Here is an 18,710-nt window from a genome sequence, read left to right as displayed (position 1 = left end):
TATCGGCCGCTGGCGAGCCGACTTTAGTAAGGCTCTGCCTGCTTGTGGAATAATGCGGCTTGCATTAGACCGGAAGAAAGGCGTAGAAGCCGGATGGCCAGGCCAAATTGAGCCTTACCCCTTAGGCTGGCAGTAGTGTAGAGTTGTCACATGGATACCGCATTGCATATCAGATTACCTGCTTTCCTGATACAGGCGAGTGACGAGCCGCGTGTGCTGACTGCGCCAGAAGCGCGTATGGGTTATGTGCTTGAGCTGGTGCATGCCAATATGGCTGCAGGTGGCGGACCTTTTGCCGCCGCTGTTTTTGAGCGTGATAGCGGCTTGCTGGTTTCGGCTGGGGCGAACCGGGTGGTACCCGGCCATTGCTCCGCTGCCCACGCTGAAATACTGGCGCTATCACTCGCTCAGGCAAAACTGAGTACCCATGATTTGAGTGAAGATGACTTGCCGGCTTATGAGCTGGTCACCAGTGCCGAGCCTTGCGTGATGTGCTTTGGCGCAGTGATCTGGTCCGGTGTGCGCAGCCTGGTTTGTGCCGCACGCAGTGATGACGTGGAGGCGATAGGCTTTGACGAAGGTCCTCGCCCGGAAAACTGGATCGGCGAACTGGAAGCACGCGGTATTACCGTTACGACCGGCCTGTTGCGGGATTCTGCCCGCAAATTGCTGCACGATTACTATGCCTGCAATGGCAAGATTTATAATGCACGTTGCAGCTCAAACAGATGAGTCCGTTGAAACTCTGCGCGAATCGTTATTCAACAGGCCTGGGGTAAAGAAACCGGGGTATTCAGGGATCCTCCGGAGCCCGGGGTTAATAAAATAATTTTGGTCAGGCACCGGCACCGCGATAAGCCGTTACCTGAATTTCAATTTTCATGCGCGGGTCGGATAGTCCTGCATTCAGCATCATGGCGGACGGCCTGACATCGCCCAGATATTTGCGCATTACCGGCCAGCATTTTTCAAAATCTCCGGTTTCAGGAAATACATAAGTTACCCGCACGACGTCTTTCATACCGGATCCCGCCTGATTCAGTGCAGCCTCAATATTTCTGAAGCACTGTTCCGCCTGTTCCAGTAAATCATCAGAAATGGCCATTTTGCTGTAATCAAAACCGGTTGTTCCGGATACCAGCACCCAGTTATCTACAACCACCGCGCGTGAATAGCCGATTTCCTTCTCAAATGTTGAACCCGAGCTGATAAGTTTGCGTGTCATCCTGCCGTTCCTCTTTATTGGATATAAAAAATGCCCGGCTACGATACCACATCACTGAATAACGCTTCTTCCCGGATATTCGCTATTATTCAGGGCTGCCATCCTGACAATGCCGTTTCACCCGGGAAGCATATGGCGGTCTGCTGCCGGTCAGAGAGCATGGCATTATGCAGACTGTGGCCTGGTGCCGGTCTGCGGGAAGCCAATCGAACAATATCGCCACATCTTTATCGTTTCCAGACAGAATAAGCGCTGCACAGTACAGTGATCTACCGGAAAACAGTTTTCAGAAATGCCCGTGATCTTGCCATCAGATGAATACCATACCCATATACACCACTGCCGAAATCCGCGAGATTGAGTCACTAGCGCTATCTGTACCCAATCCGCCGCCACTGATGGAAAGAGCAGGATTAGCAGCAGCTGAAATTGCCGGTACCCGATTACTGACGGGCGGCAAATATCGAATACTGGTTCTGGCCGGGCCGGGTAATAACGGGGGGGATGCGCTGGTGGCTGCACGCCATTTGCATAACCGGGGAAAACAGGTCACGCTGGTATTCACCGGTGAGGCTGAGCGGCTTTCGCAAGATGCCAGACGGGCGCTGGAACAGTGGCAGGCTGTCGGGAAGGTAACAAACCGGGAGATCCCGGCTGATGGTCAGTGGGATGCGGTGATTGATGGCCTGTTTGGTATCGGTCTGAACGAAACCCGCCCGCTGACAGAAAAATACCGGCAGCTTATCAGGCAGATCAACTGCCTGAATCTGCCAGTACTGGCGCTTGATATCCCCAGTGGTTTGCTCAGTGATTCCGGTCGCGTGCCGGAGGTGGCTGTTCTGGCTGCACTTACAGTTACTTTCATCGCACTTAAACCGGGGCTGCTGACACATGACGGTTGTGATTATTGTGGTGAAATCATTGTGCGCGATCTGGAACTGAATACTGCCGCATTTATTTCCCCGCACAACTGGCTGCTGAACAGGACCAGTATTACAACAAGGCTGCCTCCTCCCCGGTTGGCCAACAGCCACAAAGGCACTTACGGCAGGCTCGGTATTCTGGGAGGAGCCAGCGGCATGACCGGTGCGGTTCTGCTGGCCGGACGTGCTGCACTCAGACTGGGAGCAGGGCGGGTTTACCCGGGGTTGCTGGCACAGGAGAACATACCGGTAGTTGATCCGGCTCAGCCGGAGCTGATGTTGCGTTCACCATCCAGTTTTTTTGATCCGGATTTTCTGGATGGTCTGGTGATCGGCCCCGGCCTCGGGATGGAGATTGCCGCCTGTATTTATCTGGAACAGGCATTACAAACCTGCCTGCCGCTGGTGCTGGATGCTGATGCACTCAATCTGATTGCTGCCCATACCGAACTCAGCAAGATCCTTAAGGTACGCAAGGCTCCCGCCATTCTGACCCCCCACCCGGCAGAAGCAGCCCGTCTGCTGAATATAACCGTTACTGAAATCCAGCATAATCGGCTGAGTGCCGCACAAAATCTTGCCCGGCAGTTTAATTGTGCTGTCGTCCTGAAAGGCGCCGGCAGTATTTGTGCTTTTCCAGACGGGCACTGCCATTTCAATACCAGCGGTAATTCCGGCTTGAGCAGTGCCGGCACTGGTGACGTTCTCTCCGGCTTTCTGGGTGCACTGCTGGTACAGGGATTATCTCCGGAAAATGCATTGTTACTGGCTGTCTATCTGCATGGCGCAGCCGCGGATGTGTTACTGGAACAGCAATGCGGCCCTGTCGGCATGACCGCATCGGAAGTCATCCCTGCTGCGCGTAATCTGCTGAATTGCTGGATTGGTGAGGAAAATCCCGGCTACCAGTTTACACGGACGGGTGAGTTAACAGGTACACGAATACACGGGCATTAGCTGACTTCAGCAGATCTGCCGCCGAGATTTGTAATGGTTTTTTATTGAATTTGCCGTATCAAAACCATCGTTATTCATGAAACCGTTTTCGTATCAGGTAAACATGAATCCCAGTATGGCTTTTCGTCAAACCGCTTACCCAGAAAATCGACAAATGCTCTGACACGCTGCGAGAGATGGCGGGTTTGCGGGTAGATGGCGTAGGCAGCCAGTTGCGGGTAATGGTACCCGGTCAGGATCGGTATTAATGTGCCACGTTCAATTTCCCGATAAACGATGAAAACCGGCAGCAATACGATGCCTAGCCCTTCAGTGGCAGCATGACGGAGAAATTCACCATTGCTGGCTTTCAGGCAGGGAGTGATCGGAGTTTTGATCAATTGCCCTGCAGCGCTATAGATGGTCCAGCTGTCACTATGGCTGATCAGGTTGTACACCAGGCAGCGGTGACGGGTAAGTTCTGCCGGCACTTGTGGTGTTCCCATGCGTTCGAGGTACATCGGGCTTGCGCACATGACGGTCCGGACCGGCGCAAGGCGACGCGCGATCAAACTGGAATCAGGCAGGCTGGCGATGCGGATGGCAAGATCAAAACCTTCTGCCAGCAAATCAACCTGTCGATCACTGAAATCCAGATCGAATTCGATATCCGGATGCGTTTGCAGAAATGCAGTGATGGCGGGGCCCAGATGCATTAAACCGAAGCTGAGCGGAACCGCCACTTTCAGGTTGCCTTTTAACGCGCCATGAAACTGCGATGTGGCATGTTCAGCTTCAAGGATATCAGCGAGGATACGCATACATTGCTGATAAAAAGTGCGCCCGCTGTCGGTGAGATTCAGCTGCCGCGTGGTGCGGTGAAATAACTCAACGCCCAGATGGGCTTCAAGCTCCTTCAAACGCCGACTGACAACAGATTTTGCCACATCCATACGATCTGCCGCCGCACTGATGCTGCCTGCTTCCACGATGCGCGCAAACGTATTCATATTTTCAAATCGGTCCATAGGTTCCTCTTATTGTTGCTAATACAGGAACAGTTATTTTTATTAAACACTGTTTATTCTGATTATAACAACGATGATAATGCTGTCGGTAAGCAGAGTTGATCAATACTTCATAAGAAGGAGGAAACGATGAATACGTCAGCCAGCGCAGTACGCATTATTCCTGCAACAGCAGTGCGCGAAGGCGCCGGTGTAATGGTGCATCGCACAATTGGTACGGCGGCACTGCGCAATTACGACCCTTTCCTGTTGCTGGATCACATCAGCAGCGACAATCCGGATGATTACATTGCCGGCTTTCCGCCACACCCGCATCGGGGGTTTGTCACGTTCACTTATATGCTGGATGGCTGCATGCAGCATCAGGACAGCATGGGTAACACCGGCAATCTTGAGCCGGGCTCGGCGCAGTGGATGAAAGCTGCCAGTGGTGTGATTCATTCGGAAATGCCGAAACAGGAAAACGGGTTGTTACGCGGGTTTCAACTGTGGATCAACCTGCCGGCGGCCAGCAAAATGGATCATCCGGAGTATCAGGAATTTCCTGCAGCTGCTTTTCCGGTGGTGGAAACCGGGGATTATCGGCTGAAAGTGTTAATTGGCCGTTTGGGCGATGTTACCGCACCAATCCGGGATGACCTGACGCAGGTGACGTACTTCGATGTTGAATTGCGGCCCGGACGGCATTTTCAACATGGGCTGCCGGCACAGAATGCGGGCTTTGTTTATGTATTCGAAGGAAACGGACAGTTTAACGGGCAAGGTGTCGTGCAGCACTCACTGGTTATGGCAGACATGGATGGTGGCATTTTTGATTTTGTCGCGGGAAAAGAGGGCGCGCGTTTTATTGTGGTCAGTGGTAAACCGGTGCGTGAGCCAATCGTACAGCACGGCCCGTTTGTGATGAACACCCGCGAAGAAATTGATCAGGCGCTGCAGGACTACCAGTCCAATCAGTTCGTACGTGATCGGGCGTGGGTTAAACGTAAACAGTAAATTGATCATTTATAACAAGGAGACTTAAATGGAAAAAATCAGTCAGTTCATCGCCCGTCTGTTTCTGGCGCAAATATTCCTGTTTGCGGGTATTTCCAAAATCACCGGCTACGCCGGTACGCAGGGTTATATGGAAGCAACGGGTATTCCGGGAGCATTGTTGCCACTGGTAATCCTGCTCGAAGTGGGCGGTGGTCTGGCGATCATCGCCGGATGGCAAACCCGGCTGGTATCCATCGTGCTGGCATTGTTTACCCTCGCAGCTGCAGCAATTTTTCACAACAATCTTTCTGATCAGATGCAAATGATCATGTTTATGAAGAATATTGCTATCGCCGGTGGTTTTATCCTGCTGGCAGCGCATGGCGCGGGCGGCTACAGCCTGGATGGCCGCCGCAGGTTTGGATGAAATTACAGGTTATCCGCTGTTAACTGGGAACCCGGTTGTTTACAACCGGGTTTTCTGTTTCAGTGATGTTACGTTTTATTCCTGCTAATGGCGACGGACACCCAATCATCGGGTGTTTCTGGTCTGGTGGCAAAACAAACACTCGCCAGGAGCTGCCCCCATCATGGAGAACCGGAAGCCGCTGCGCTCGGCGTGGCTCAAGTCCAGATTGTGCCGGTCTGGTGGCGTCAGGTCTCAATCCCTTTGAAATTAGGGCATAGGTGTTTGATCGATACCGTTTTCCTATTTATAATCAATATATTAAAAATGGTACAGAAGAAAAATGGTGAGATGTTGCAAGATGCTTCCTATAAAATTGGTGTTTACGCTATTATTACAACGATTATTAATGCCCGGGTATTCCAAGGAAGGGGTATTTCCCGATATTTTGAATTATTCTGTCATGCTTGTAAGAGCGAACTGTAATTGATCTGGCTTTTTTTCAGATGATTGATCATTTCATAAAAATTGTACGCTACCACGCAGCGGGTAATCCACTCCATTGGATACCTTCCGGCAAGGCGGGTTGGCCGATGCGAGCCTTTAGCCCACGGCTCGGCAATGGATAAACACGTAAGTCATCTTCTTTTTCGTCAATTAATTCGATTGCCTTTTGCATGCAGCACTCAAGTTGACGATCATCTCCGTTAAACAAAAATACAGAGTGCTGCAATGGTACGGCGTGTTTCAGCAGATAGCGATACAGGCGCGCCAGTCGTCGCGGGTGAGAAATGTCGTAACAGATAACAAAATCACTCATGGCCTACCGTATCAAAATCTTCAAAACCATTATCCGATTGTTCATCCTCATCTTCTGTATCCAGAATTTCATTTATCTGCGCTGTTAACCATTCGATTTCCTGATTAATACCTTTACGCAGGGTTTCGCTGTGTTCTCCGTAGGCTGTGTAATAACGTGTGCGGCCAGCCTTACCAAGCAGACAACCTGCTTCTGTTGTTGAAAAGTGATCTTTTTCCAATACTTTTTTGCGTATCAGTGTGAGAGCAAACTGATCTGCCAGTGGGCGCAAGGGCTCTAGCAAATCAGAAGCGAGCGATTCCCGGCCAAAAGCCAGGTGGTGATAAAAACCGACATAAGGATCAAATCCGGCACCATGCAGTGCGATAGCGATCTCGCTATGTAACAGGGTATAGGTAAGCGAAAGCAGGGCGTTGAAAGGATCGCGTGGCGGGCGACGATTGCGGCCAGTAAAATGCAGCGAATCCGGAACAACAGCCTGCAAACCGGAAAAATAGCGCGCAGCAGCTGAACCTTCTACACCACGCAGACTGGCAGTGTTACTGGCCTGATCGATACGGGTACGATGTTCTTCCAGCCCGCGTAAAACGTGGCTGAGTTCGTAACATACCTGCATATTGCTTTCGCGCAGTTCAGTAAACCATTCAATTTGTCGTGCCAGCTTGCGCTCGATAAGTTTTTTGCTAATCTGCAGGCAGAATGGTTTGTCAAAACTCAGGCGTATCTGGACAACACGCCGGGCAGCATCATTGTGTGGACGTGCCAGCAGCAAACTGGGGCGGCCAATCCGCCCGCTCAGAATGACGACGCCCACTCCCTGTTCACCCAGTTTTCCCAGCAAAGCGGCTGGCAAATTGACATCACCGCGCAGAAAAACACGCGTTAGTGGCGCAATCGGCACTGTGCCAATGCGTTCGCCATTTTCACGAAAAACAATGGCACCGGCTTCCAGTTCAAGTGCAACACCACGACGATCCACAAACAAGCTGGTCATATTGTTTTTTCCTTTTTCAGACGATACAAAAATGCTGTGCCGTAAATGTGCTGGCCTTCCCGTAACAACGTGGCTTCATGCGCGGATCAAGGCTGAGGATATGCAGACGATCTTCTTCAGCATCCATCAACGCATCAAGATCCGCACGAATGGTGCGCAGCTCGGCCGGTGTTATCCAAAGTTCAAAAACTGATTTCTGACCACCCACTTTGTAAGATTTGAGATAGCGGCAAACCTTATACAATCTGCGTGGGTTGCTGACATCATAAGCGACGAGATACAGGCTTCGGTTCATGTGCAGCATTGTAGGGTCTGTCTTGCGCATGCTGTGCGCTGGCAAGCTTACCGTGTCAGGTGTTAGCAGATGAGTTACCGATGCCCCAAAAATACGATCAGGTTTGGCAAAACGGGCTGTCTTCCGGTGCCGAGGGAAATGCTGATTCATCTTGCTTCCAGCAGCAATGGTAACGACGGCACTGGATTGCTTCACTGGCTGCGCCGTTTCGCAATGAGTGTGGGCGCCTAACAAGAAAGGAAAAAGTTGCAGGCAATATCGCCAAAAAACGCTGTTTACTGCGAAATCTGCCGGACATAGCACTCACAACAGGCTTTATTCACAATTGGCGCCGACAATACTTATGCTGTCAGGTGGTAATGACAGGCCACGTCGGGTATGCGGACGCTTACCCGTGGTTACCAGCAAATAGGACGTAGCTGCCGGGCCAAGCGCATCCTTTAATACACGCTCCATCTTGGCATTTTTGGTTTGAAAAAATTCTTTCTCCATTCCGTGGCTGAGCAATTCGGCTGCTTTCTCATAATCAATGGCGTCAACACCAACCACTGACCGGTAAATATCGAGAAATAATCCGGCATCAGCTTCACGCCAGGCTGTTTCAGATCGCCCCTGTCGGGCAAGCGTAGCCCACCACGCCAGCCATGCGAGCAATTGCGGTTTCATGGTAACTGCAGTCGTCCCGCAGGTAACGTTTCGCTGTTTCAGATCAATCAGCAAGCGTGGTGGTGCAAAGCTCTGCTGCAATGCAGCCACCGTTTCACTGAATCCGGCCCGGCCGGCAATCAGGGTAGCAGGTAATCCGTGCCGCAGCCGTACTACAGGAATTTCAGCCAGGGTAACAACAGCTTCAGCGGTATCAATGTGATGCCCATCCCGCGTTACCAGCCGGCGAGGCTGGCGGGGCGGGTAGAAAAAATCCGGATGCCCTTCAAAAGGAGAAGAAACCAGCACATGAGAGAGCGTATCTTGTGGCCGGGCAAACAGCGAGAAGGCATATCCCAGATAAAAACCCATGGTCTTGCGTCCACCAGCGATCGAAACATGCAGCGCTGCACCGGCATCCTCGGTCAATTGGGCAACAAGCGCTGTGATTGTGTCAGCCGCAGCGGCATTTTCAGCCGGTGTACGAATGTCAGCGAGTTTTTCCTGATGATGGCTGATAATGTGGATGCAGTCTTCATCAAAATGGGGAGAACCGATTTGTGGCTGATCATGCAGCAGTGCATGAAAGTGCCCACCATCAGGATGCAGCAACGCTGCTTTTGCCAGGCGCGCTCCATCAGTGGTGGTCAGCAAATGCACCTCTGTTGGAATAAAAGGAGGGATTCGCGCTACAGCCAGAGCATACAACGTTTCAGTGACAATCTGCGGTGACAACCCGGTAACACATAACAGGATGCGACGCGGATATTCATGGGGCTGGAGTGGTTTTGGCATGAACAGAATCAGTTCTGGTTTTTGGCTGAAATCCACGCCCTGATCCCATCTCGCAGATTCCTCAAATCTTGCCCGCACACCAATTCAATGTTTAGCGTCCTGGCCAGTTTTCGTTCGGAATCAGCAACAGGGCGATAGCTGGCCAACATACCTTTTGTTCCCAGACCGCCTACTCGCCGGCAAATTTCTGAGAGTTTGAACAACGTATCGTTGGCTTTGGGTGCTTCAGGTTTATCCATGCGTGCGGTTTTACATTCAATAACAAACAATCGGTTACGCACCATCATGGCAATATCCATTTCGTTTTTTACACCTTCTTTACTCATCACTTCCAGCCCGGCAGCCTTGTCGCGAATCCCCGTTTCACCCGTAACATCGACAACACAGCTATAGGTATAAAGTTCCAACCAGCCGCCTTTGACAAAATTTCGTGCGGTTTCATCAGCATAACTGATCGTATTCCCATTCACTTGCAAAAAACCGGCTTCCGCGAAGTGACGCAACAGCGCTTCCAGGCTACGGCTGTCTGCCTGTTGAGTATCCATTGTAATTTTCAACTGTTTTTTATCTTCAGCCTGTTGTGTCAGCCAGTTGAGCTGGGTGAGTGGTTTTTCCAGACTGCCAATCTGGGTGATGAGGGTTTGCATCAGATTACGCTGTTCGTGCGTGATCTGCGGGCGCTCGGGAGAATCTGAAAGGTCAAATCCGTATGATTTCAGGTAGTGGCGAAGTCGTAATTGTTCTGCCAGTTTTTTGCCGGGAGTTTTATCCAGCCAGACAACGACATCAGTATCGACATCAACATAGAAACTGCGCCAGTTTTCTTCTTGGGCAACAGTTTGCTGTGCAACCAGTGCCATCAGTTTTGTGCCACCAGTCAAATTAAGAAGAATTTCCTCTCCTTCCCGTTCACTCGCGATTTGAAGCAGGGTTTCTTCAATAACGCGGCTGCTATGTTCATCTTCGAGAGGAATCAAATCGGTTCTGATTCCAAGTTCTTTAAATACCATACTTAATGCATCGGCAGCAGCACGCATTTTCTGGCTGACCAGCAGTACGACCTCTTTTGGTTTCAGTTCCGGATCAAGTGCAGGAAGGAGATTAGGCGCAGCTTGCGCTGAAACGAGGCAAACATGAACAGTCATTCTATTTTCCTTATGTAATATTCCTCAAGTTTTGCCTGACAATTTTCCAGCTCATCGACACTTAGCTCCCGGCCGCGCAGGTGGGCTGGCAGATTAAGCGAGAGATTGAAGTAACGTGCGCCGCGATTACAGATTTCTGCGGCAAGATTGATCGGCAGCGAGCCAATGACGGTATCGCCCGCAGCAATTTCACATGGATCAAGATGGGCAACATGTTTATCCCATCGGATACCTTGACGTATGGCCCATTCGACTGCGCCGGGATGACGAGTGACTAGCCAAATAGTCACGCTGCCAGAATTTCGTAGTGACCCAATCCGAAACTGGCATTCTTGCCGGCATGGAGCCATTGACCAAACCATAGCGCCGGCCAGAATGCAGCAAGCTCACCGCGTAAATCCCAGCGGCCGGTAACGCCTCCCAGTACCATCTCCTGCTGCTGACGATTGGAGTAGCGCTTCCAGTCACGCCAGGAAAGCTGGCGATGGCCCTGAATGCTGTCAGTCAGCGCACTTAAGTGATGGAAATCCGGTTGCCAGTGAGTTTCACCATAAAATTCGCTCACCAGGGCAAACCGCCGTACCAGTGCCATCAGCAAAGCACGCTCGGTAATGGTTTGTACTTTGAGCGGCACACCATTATTTTGCAGGCGTAACGGGGTCATCAGGTGCAGCCGTACCCTGTCACCAGATGGGGGTGGGCAGATCAGTTGCGTATCGTGTTTCCGGATACTGCCACTTTCCGGTGTGTAAACAGCTAATGGGGATTCCGGTTGTTCCAGCCAGACACCAGTCAGCTCTGCCTGTCCATCACCCGGACCAATTCCGCGCGCCAGTGCCCGTCGCCAGGCAAGGATAGCAATGGGCAGTTCTTCTACGGCACGACTAACCAGCGTGAAATGGAAAGTCAGTGTATCGCCAGGGTGCAGCACACGCGCACCCCACTCGGGAGGCTCGATGATATAAGGCACCGGAATTCTGCTGAAATCCTGCAGCGGATGGTGTTCAGGTGGAATCGGCTCAAACAGCGTGGTGTAAGGGCAATCCTGCCGCAATGGGCAAGTAGTACACTCTTTTTCACGTGTGATGCAGCCGATGTTGCGCAGAGCATGTCCAAATGCACCGCGCAACATCGAGCCAGCATAATCCGGCAACCGGATTGCACGTGTCACCCGCCAGTCAAGACGATAACGCCCCAGCGACAGGACAGGAGAGGCAGGTTCAGTCAGGTAATGATTCATAATTCTGGCCGGATAGGTTCATTTAGAGGCGTAAGGCTGATAACTTCAGCTTCTTACGTTCATCCTTGAGCTCAATCCTGACCAGTTTGGGCAGCCATTCTTCGATCGCATCGGCAACAGAGTGTTTTTCATCCGTAGTCCAGTCTGCACCTTCCAGTGCAGCTTTTACCAATTCTCGTGCAGCTGTATGAATAGCAGCATTGGGATTTTCCTTCCCTCCCCGAAGCTGTTCTGCACGCCGGGCACACTTAGATACAAATTCTTCAACATGGCGCTGATTTTCTGTCATGGCAGCCAATGCAGCTTCACGAGCAGCTTGTGCTGCGGCTTTGGTCTGCTCGGCAGCAGCTGCTTCTGCCTGACGGCGGGCATTCTCAGCAACCATTTGTTGTCTAGCGCAACGTCGCTCAAAACCGGGTAGATCAGCATGCCAAATCTGATCCAGGTTACTCAGGATGATCCAACCGTGTGGCAAAAGATCAGATGGCTTGTCCAGATCGTCACCGCAATACCAGATGGTTCGGGATTCGTCATCGAACGTATAAAGACGTATCTTTTCTTCTTTGCCATTGGCCCGGCGCCTATCCTCATTGAGCATGATCTTGATTTGGCGGCCACTAACAGTATTGCTGTTTGCGCCACCATGTTTGCCGATTCGCAGCAAAAGGCAATTGCCGGTTTTAATTTGGTCACGTAAACCAGCATCAAGGATGCTTTGAGTCTGTTTTCCCCATTCTGATGTCGGATAGAGTTTCCCAAGCATAGCGAGGTCATCGTCCAACCGATTTAGATAGTAGCTATTACATGCCTTGACGATACCTGGCCATGACAGCAATTTATCGACTGAAGGACTTACGGGCTCATTGCGAAGGTTGCGCCTCCCCGCGATCTCATGAAGATTTTGCAATGTCAGAAATAAACTGAAGGCGGCGGGTTGGTGTTCGAGAATGTATTCCAGGCGAGTATAGAGATTCTTTACCTGCGCCTGACTGCGACGGCCAGATCGGCTGCGATTAAGACAAAAGCGAATCTCGCGCTCAATTTCAATATCAAGTGGGGCAGCGTCACTCACTTTGAGGGCGCGCAGCGGATCGGTTTCAAATTTACCGCCGAGTAAATCAGTACCAAGATCAGATGAAACATCTGCAATGGTTTTCTCAATGTTTTTACGTGCCCGATCGTAATCCCGCTTCGTGTGTTGGAGCTTCAGCCGTAACAGCAATTTGCCATTACCAGGGTCGTACTCCTCGATCATGGTGTTGAAATCTTGAATCTGCCTCATGAGCACCGTCGAACACGGGTTATTACCTGCAATGCGCTCATTGAGAATAGCTGTCCGGATAGCACCTTTGATGCTGCTACCTGGAAGATAAGGCAATTGATTGAACGGTTGATATGAGGTTCGCTCGACACCATTCCGGTTGAAATCATTTTTTTTATCTTGCGTACTTTTATAGTGCGCATGCACACCAGTACACATCGAAACGTGGACGCTGGCTAGTGGAATGATTTTGTCGCGATACTTATTGAGCGTTTTATGTACTGCACGCAATTGTTCCGTGTGCGCTTCGTCATTGGATAATATGGTGAGAATATCGCTGGAAATACCCGCATCACTTAAATCAGGCAGTATGCCTGCATCGAATCGATGTAGTACGCCAGATGTATCAACCACATATTCGGTAGGCTCATAGTCTTCGCCGCAACCAATGTGCACTGGTGACAAAGTACTCACAACCAGTTCTTGCGTATCCAGAAACTTCATCAGATAGCCTCCATACAAATTCCCAGCACCGGTGCATAACCCTGATGGACTGCTGTCTTTTGTATCAGTGATACGTTTGTCAGGCCATTACCGATGAAGCGGGTTTGTGCCATGTTGTTTGCCGGTACAAAAATGGCGCCAGTTGCTGCCAGCAGCAGCGGTTGCTTGAATGGATTGGCACCCAGCGCCAGCGTGCCGCCATGTCGGCCAAAACGGGTCAGTACCTGCCAGTAACTGCGTAAAGTATCGAAACCCTGTCCTTGCGGCGCACAGGGTGCCAGTGTCCAGTAAACATTGGCATTCGGATGTGTGTGTTTGGGTAATGCTGTTTCTTCCATCTGTTCCACAGCAAATTTACCCAGGCCGATGCTGGCATCACGGCCATAACCAATATTGCCAATATATTCAAGCAACTGATGCAATGTTGCGCGTGGCAGGCGATCTTCATCGAGTACGCACCATACATCCATGTGCTGATCCGGCTGATAAAAAGTTTGTGACTGAGTATAGGGCGCAAACTTACCTGTCCCTGTTGTGCCAGTCAGCCGGTTGAGCGTGTTGTGAAATGCAACCGCCTGGATCGGCTTGTTCTGTTTACCGCAAACCTCTTTACCGTAAACATCTTCATCAGAGGCGGCGATACCCAGTAGCTGGCGCAGCGGCAAATGTACCTGATCATGTGGAATCCAGCGTTTGCCCTTGGCTTCCTTACGTTTTGCCGGGTCTTCCTCCTTGTTTGCCTGCAAAGCTGCTGGCACGGTGGGGCGTGGCAAGTAACCACTCGGGAATCCATCAGAAACCACCAGCCAAGGGTTGCCGGCAGTATAGCCATCGAGCAATGCTTCGAGTTTTTCTTCACCCAGCATTTCGCGAACAGTATGGCAAAGCTGGCCAAACAAGGTATCACCCGCCAACGGGGTACCCAGTGGCGAATGCAGCCGAAGAATTGCACGCAGTGGAGTCATTGTTTCAGGCCGTTTGGTTGAATGGGGTAATGGCGTGGAACTGTTTCATCAGATCCGTATCGTCGAGCTTCAGCGCCGCAAATTTGATCTTGCCGTAACCGCGCGAACCGGAACCGCCAAGGCTATCCAGTTCCAGCAATCGCAGACCGAGCAGCACGCTATCGAGCAAATCATCTCCTTCCAATACTTTGAGCGTGAGGGTGAAATCAAAGCGCGCACCGGCAATTACCCGTTCGATAAAACGCGGATGTTCGGCTGTGCCGGCAATGCGATTAATGCTGTTTTCAGATTTGACTTCGGTGATCAGCAGATTTCTGGAATCGGCTGCTTCCCTTTTCCAGTCACTGCTCAACGGGCAATCCCAGAAAGCCAAGCGAGTCGGGCCAATACTGTTAACAAGCTTTTCTTCCGCGTTGTCAGGCGCGCCGCCAAACAGCTTGATGACATCACGTCCAGCCGAATTATTTTCATCTTCGGCAAGCTGTTTGAACGAATAGGGCGCACCTCCTGCTGCCATTACCAGCCCATGCCGCCATTCCAGCAGACTGCGGATTTTGCCTTTCAATGAGGAGCCAGGAATATAAGGCTGGCCAGTGAGCGGATCCTTGACCACCGGGCTGTCTGTGCCGCCGATACGCATTTCACTGTCGCCCGCACCGATGTGCAGGCCGGATTCAAGTACGAGAGTACCGGTAATTTTTTGGATAATATTCAGTTGCATAATTTCCCTCTGAACAACAAATGATTAAAAACAAAATGAATTTTGCTGGTAACGTTATTCAGCCACGGATTGCCTTGAGAAAGCCGAGCATGGCTTCAAAGTGCAGCCGGAAATGATTCAATGTACGCGGACTGTCTATCTGTTGAATGCAGTCACGCAGCCATTTAACAAAATCCTCGGTGACTAGATTGCGGCCTTGTGCATAAGCTGCCTTGGCATTAAGCATGTGGATAAACGCTTCATAATCCTTGAACTTTTTATCATCTGTACCAATGCGTTCCTGCCAGCCGACCAGTTCATCGTAAAAACGGCGAATCTGGGTGGATTTGTTTTTACCTGAATCACGCCCATTTTTAGCGCTTTCATCAAGCTGCTTTGCAATGTTTTCAGCATCTTCTGAAAAAAGCTTGGCAGAGGGTGGATTGGTTTTCAGATCAAGTGTCATTTTGTGATTTCCGGATGTTGTCGATAGTAGGTGTTGATAATAAATGGCTGCCCGGTTTGATTGCCGAGCGGCAAGCTTGCCGTTATTGTCGCTGGCGGTACAGCAGCACCGAAACCGGCAAGCGGTAAGCACCACGGTATTGTTTCAAGGCCTCGCCACATTCGCGGGCGAGTGCTTTACCAACCATTTGCTGATTTTCTGGCAGCCTGGCACAGCGGTACGCCAGGCGTGAACGCCACAAAGCATCTTCCGGGCGACGATCATTTCTTTTTGGATCATCGCGTTCTGCCTGATCGGATAGCAGCAACAGGTTGTAAATAAAACCGGTGGATAATCCTCCCGCTTCACTGATCAACCGTTCCAGTGCATCACGGCGTTCTTCCATGAGTGCTCGCCATTCTGCCCAGCTAACAGTAACGCCCCACAAGCTAACGGCATTCTTTCCATCATGCTGTTTGGCTGCGTGCAGTCCGGCTTCAGCTGCAACAGCAAGCTGGCGTGCCGGTACTTTTGGCTGTGTCATGGCGGCACCGAGCGAGAAGGTAATGTCATCACGCACAACATAGCGTGCAAATGCCTTGCGCATGGCGCTTGCCAGTTCAAGCGTGGATTCCCAGGGGCCGATCAGAAAAAAATCGTCACCACCGGCAAATACCGTGTAAGTGTTACGAAAGCGCCCATTTTCACCGTGGGCGCAGTACCACGGCAGCCACAGCGCAAAAAAGGCATTAACCTGGCGTGAAAGTGAAGCCCAGCGGGCAAAAGTGGGTTCCTCCAGCCCGTTCTGGAACAGCGCACCAAGGTTGTCAATATCACCCTTGAGCGTAACCAGTGCGATTTCACCCAGCCATTTACCGTTTTCCTGTAAGCGGCGATTTTCACAGGCAATGTGATGCAGTGTCTTGATCGGGTGCTTATGGTCAAATCCGGCTTCATCTTCCCAGCGGCCGTATTTATCAGAAAGTTGCTGATCAAAGTTATCGAATACCGGCACATAACTGTTGATGAAACGCCGGGCATAACCATGAAAGCAGGTGCCATTCTTATCAGGCAGATCAAAATCCCAGGCACGTACCAGCTCCCCCTGTTCGGCCAGCTTGCCGTAATGGCCGGAAGCATCTGCTTCATTGACAAATATCAGGCGATAACCGAAGTAATCCAGATCGAGTGGCTTTTTGAAGCTGTCCGCCTGGCGCACTACCAGCAGTCGTGCATGTTTGGTGAGTGCTTCGCCAATGGCGATCTGATCGCGTGACAGTGCACAGGAGGCTGGTTTTTCTCCCTCGACAGCATGATCAGCCGGGTATCGACCGTGATAACCACAAGGCCCATCGGCGAAAGATACCGTGCGCACGGCTGCAGTGTCGCCACATAGATCAAAACGTCGATGCTTGGCCATATCAAGTTCGGCAAACAATCGCTGCGTGAGCGCCTTGAAACGTTTGCTGATCAGATCGTTGCAACTGGCAGGGGTAGCGGCAATGCCTACACCAATCTCACCGTAGGTGTGCTGCAAACACCATTGATCAAAACTGCGTCGACAGGCTGCTACCGCCTCGCGCGCTGACTGGGTATTGGGCGCAACAATGAGGAATTTACCGGCTGCATTGATAATCTGGCTGGTTGACGGCAATTGCAGCGTTTCCAGCAACTTGAGTGCCGCCATTTCTGCCAGCAATGCCACCTGAAAAGAACGCCCGCGTAACAGCTTGTGAGCATGTTTTTGAGTTTGTGCGCCCTGCGCAAAAATAAAATTCTGAATGCCGAAAAAATCTCCCTGGATCAACAGCAGCTTTTGTTCATCCCAGTCAGGCCGTTCCGGGTTGCGCAGTTTTGCCAGTGCATCGGAGCCTGTGTTGCCGCTTTCCTCGTGCCAGCGCCAAAGCGCCGCAGCTAATGCAGCTACCGCCTTGCTATGGTCGTAGAGAGAAACATCCGGTATGACGCCGCGATTGGTCGCCGAAGGAATCGCCTGGGTAAAGGTGAGCCAGGCAGAATCGAAATGATCCAGCCATAGCGGCCAGTTGTTGCGATGTGACTTTGGAATAGATTTCAGCGCTTGCAAAAATTGTTCCCACAGCGCGGCATACTCGGCTTGTGCTGTTTTATTTTCATTTGGCTCAATAGCAGCCCGTTTATCAGGAAAAATAGCTTCTGGCCCAAGTGCCCGCAAAGGGTAGGCATACTTGAACTGGTCGGCAGAAGCTTGTGCGTTGAGCTTGATCTGCTCGAACAAACTCATCATCCGCGCCTGAAAGCGGTTTTTATGCTGCGGCGTTTCCCCTTCGGCATCAGCATTGTATTCATCAAATTTTGTACGCTCGAAACCTGAAGCAGCCCGGTCAGCGGTGGCAATGATCCATTGCAATAATGTGTCTGGTTTATGATGTGCTGCTGCGGCATTAGCCATGCTGTCGGTAATATCGGCACCGCTGGTACGGCCAGAGAAAGGGGAAACATCACCGCGTAGAAGATCGGGCGCAAACTTTTCCACGATATCCCACATCCCGCCGGTATGGGCAGCATGCGAATATTTATAGAGCGTGGTTAGCGCAGCGAGATCACCATTAACCGGCAGGCCAGTTCTTTCGTGAAATTTGCCCAGATCATGTAATAAAGCAGCAAACGCAACACGACAGGATGATTGCAGAAGTGACATATCAAAATTATTCCGGTAAACAAAACGATACAAATTATGTGTCAGTTACTGGCCCCAAAGCACAATGGCAAGCTTGCCAGACAGGTAACCACGCTATGCGTCACAACATGCCCAGCTGATAGGAACAGGAATACATGATTCCACTTTGGCCTGCTGTTTAATTGCTTGAATACCGGCGAAAGATGGCAGTACTTCCGGGAAATGATGAAACGGGGAAAGCGGTGACAACCGCCTGTTCATGACGCGAATGGCCATGAACGCATTGATAAAAACGCTGCAAACAACCCGGGATGGAGCAGCTTGCCTGTTTAATTAAAGATGATGGATTTTTGACGTGGAAGAATCTGCTCAGACATATTGCACCGGACCGGGGTATTCAGCCACACGAGCATCAGCTGTCAGCAGGGTTATTCCTTCGACTATTGCCTGGGCGACAAGCAGGCGATCAAAGGGGTCTTTATGGATTGGCGGCAAGGTTCCGGTAGCCACTACATGTTTACTCAGGATTGGTAATTCACTGTAACCATTATCGAGCAAACCGCGCCGGAGCAGATGGGGATCAACACTGAAATCTGCACGATCCAATCCACATTTAATTTGTAGTAGTTGAGATCTGGTCTGACAGTTACCCGATTTGACGAGTGCCTGTTAGATCAGATTCAGTTATTCAATTCGGTAATTTTATCGTCCCATATCTCCTTTGCGTCAATTAAAGTTTGCATCGG

At 50.9% G+C, this 18,710-nt stretch carries 21 protein-coding genes; 6 read left to right on the top strand and 15 right to left on the bottom strand.

The features are described from left to right. Positions 1-150 precede the first annotated feature (150 nt). The gene (locus tag IT527_RS04435) at positions 151-732 is read left to right on the top strand and encodes a nucleoside deaminase (RefSeq protein WP_292967102.1); all 582 of its coding nucleotides are present in this window, start codon (positions 151-153) and stop codon (positions 730-732) included. A gap of 103 nt (positions 733-835) precedes the next feature. On the opposite strand, the gene IT527_RS04430 is transcribed toward IT527_RS04435, so the two are convergent. Next, positions 836-1,225 carry a RidA family protein gene (locus tag IT527_RS04430; protein WP_292967100.1) on the bottom strand — a complete coding sequence of 130 codons (390 nt, stop codon included), beginning with the start codon at positions 1,223-1,225 and terminating at the stop codon, positions 836-838. A gap of 30 nt (positions 1,226-1,255) precedes the next feature. Here IT527_RS04430 and IT527_RS04425 point away from each other — a divergent pair, with 30 nt between their 5' ends. Beyond that, complete coding sequence (locus IT527_RS04425) at positions 1,256-1,474, top strand: hypothetical protein (protein WP_292967098.1); 219 nt, start codon at positions 1,256-1,258, stop codon at positions 1,472-1,474. Between the two features lie 65 nt (positions 1,475-1,539). Next, positions 1,540-3,105, top strand: a complete 1,566-nt coding sequence (locus IT527_RS04420; protein WP_292967096.1) for an NAD(P)H-hydrate dehydratase — start codon at positions 1,540-1,542, stop codon at positions 3,103-3,105. Positions 3,106-3,179: 74 nt separating this feature from the next. Here IT527_RS04420 and IT527_RS04415 read toward each other — a convergent pair whose 3' ends face one another. Further along, a complete protein-coding gene (locus IT527_RS04415; RefSeq protein ID WP_292967094.1) occupies positions 3,180-4,112 on the bottom strand; it encodes a LysR family transcriptional regulator in 933 nt (310 codons plus the stop codon). Between the two features lie 129 nt (positions 4,113-4,241). Between IT527_RS04415 and IT527_RS04410 the strand changes: the two genes are divergently transcribed. From IT527_RS04410 to IT527_RS04400, 3 genes are all read left to right on the top strand, one after another. Continuing rightward, positions 4,242-5,108, top strand: a complete 867-nt coding sequence (locus IT527_RS04410) for a pirin family protein (RefSeq protein WP_292967092.1) — start codon at positions 4,242-4,244, stop codon at positions 5,106-5,108. Positions 5,109-5,136: 28 nt separating this feature from the next. Further along, positions 5,137-5,517 carry a DoxX family protein gene (locus IT527_RS04405; protein WP_292967090.1) on the top strand — a complete coding sequence of 127 codons (381 nt, stop codon included), beginning with the start codon at positions 5,137-5,139 and terminating at the stop codon, positions 5,515-5,517. 87 nt (positions 5,518-5,604) lie between these two features. Further along, positions 5,605-5,982: a hypothetical protein gene (locus IT527_RS04400; RefSeq protein ID WP_292967088.1), complete on the top strand. Its 378-nt coding sequence runs from the start codon at positions 5,605-5,607 to the stop codon at positions 5,980-5,982. A gap of 49 nt (positions 5,983-6,031) precedes the next feature. On the opposite strand, the gene cas2 (IT527_RS04395) is transcribed toward IT527_RS04400, so the two are convergent. The 13 genes from cas2 (IT527_RS04395) to IT527_RS04335 form a co-directional block, all read right to left on the bottom strand. Then, positions 6,032-6,316 (bottom strand): CRISPR-associated endonuclease Cas2, encoded by a 285-nt coding sequence (gene cas2 / locus IT527_RS04395; RefSeq protein ID WP_292967086.1) that lies wholly within the window; start codon positions 6,314-6,316, stop codon positions 6,032-6,034. Then, entirely contained in the window at positions 6,309-7,310 is a 1,002-nt protein-coding gene (gene cas1 / locus IT527_RS04390) for a CRISPR-associated endonuclease Cas1 (protein ID WP_292967083.1), read from the bottom strand. The genes cas2 (IT527_RS04395) and cas1 overlap by 8 nt, the downstream gene beginning before the upstream one ends. A gap of 16 nt (positions 7,311-7,326) precedes the next feature. Then, positions 7,327-7,755: a CRISPR-associated endonuclease Cas2 gene (gene cas2 / locus IT527_RS04385; RefSeq protein ID WP_292967080.1), complete on the bottom strand. Its 429-nt coding sequence runs from the start codon at positions 7,753-7,755 to the stop codon at positions 7,327-7,329. 165 nt (positions 7,756-7,920) lie between these two features. Beyond that, entirely contained in the window at positions 7,921-9,045 is a 1,125-nt protein-coding gene (gene csm6 / locus IT527_RS04380) for a CRISPR-associated ring nuclease Csm6 (protein WP_292967077.1), read from the bottom strand. 8 nt (positions 9,046-9,053) lie between these two features. After that, positions 9,054-10,190: a DUF1887 family CARF protein gene (locus tag IT527_RS04375; protein WP_292967074.1), complete on the bottom strand. Its 1,137-nt coding sequence runs from the start codon at positions 10,188-10,190 to the stop codon at positions 9,054-9,056. Further along, a complete protein-coding gene (csx16, locus tag IT527_RS04370) occupies positions 10,187-10,480 on the bottom strand; it encodes a CRISPR-associated protein Csx16 (RefSeq protein WP_292967071.1) in 294 nt (97 codons plus the stop codon). Before csx16 ends, IT527_RS04375 begins: the two co-directional genes overlap by 4 nt. Next, positions 10,477-10,854, bottom strand: coding sequence for a CRISPR system precrRNA processing endoribonuclease RAMP protein Cas6 (gene cas6 / locus IT527_RS09710; RefSeq protein WP_363278049.1), 378 nt, complete (start codon positions 10,852-10,854; stop codon positions 10,477-10,479). Before cas6 ends, csx16 begins: the two co-directional genes overlap by 4 nt. Positions 10,855-11,452: 598 nt before the next feature. Continuing rightward, complete coding sequence (csm5, locus tag IT527_RS04360) at positions 11,453-13,195, bottom strand: type III-A CRISPR-associated RAMP protein Csm5 (protein ID WP_292967065.1); 1,743 nt, start codon at positions 13,193-13,195, stop codon at positions 11,453-11,455. Continuing rightward, on the bottom strand, positions 13,195-14,160 hold the full coding sequence (locus IT527_RS04355; RefSeq protein ID WP_292967063.1) for a hypothetical protein: 966 nt from the start codon (positions 14,158-14,160) through the stop codon (positions 13,195-13,197). Before IT527_RS04355 ends, csm5 begins: the two co-directional genes overlap by 1 nt. A 4-nt stretch (positions 14,161-14,164) precedes the next feature. Beyond that, positions 14,165-14,881, bottom strand: a complete 717-nt coding sequence (gene csm3, locus IT527_RS04350; RefSeq protein WP_292967061.1) for a type III-A CRISPR-associated RAMP protein Csm3 — start codon at positions 14,879-14,881, stop codon at positions 14,165-14,167. Between the two features lie 58 nt (positions 14,882-14,939). Continuing rightward, on the bottom strand, positions 14,940-15,326 hold the full coding sequence (gene csm2, locus IT527_RS04345; protein ID WP_292967059.1) for a type III-A CRISPR-associated protein Csm2: 387 nt from the start codon (positions 15,324-15,326) through the stop codon (positions 14,940-14,942). 82 nt (positions 15,327-15,408) lie between these two features. Then, complete coding sequence (gene cas10 / locus IT527_RS04340; protein ID WP_292967057.1) at positions 15,409-17,985, bottom strand: type III-A CRISPR-associated protein Cas10/Csm1; 2,577 nt, start codon at positions 17,983-17,985, stop codon at positions 15,409-15,411. Between the two features lie 348 nt (positions 17,986-18,333). Continuing rightward, on the bottom strand, positions 18,334-18,570 hold the full coding sequence (locus tag IT527_RS04335; RefSeq protein ID WP_292967054.1) for a type II toxin-antitoxin system VapC family toxin: 237 nt from the start codon (positions 18,568-18,570) through the stop codon (positions 18,334-18,336). Between the last annotated feature and the right edge of the window lie 140 nt (positions 18,571-18,710).

This window comes from Nitrosomonas sp. (genome assembly GCF_020852615.1).
Taxonomy (GTDB): domain Bacteria; phylum Pseudomonadota; class Gammaproteobacteria; order Burkholderiales; family Nitrosomonadaceae; genus Nitrosomonas.
This window is presented reverse-complemented; position numbering and strand designations above follow the sequence as displayed.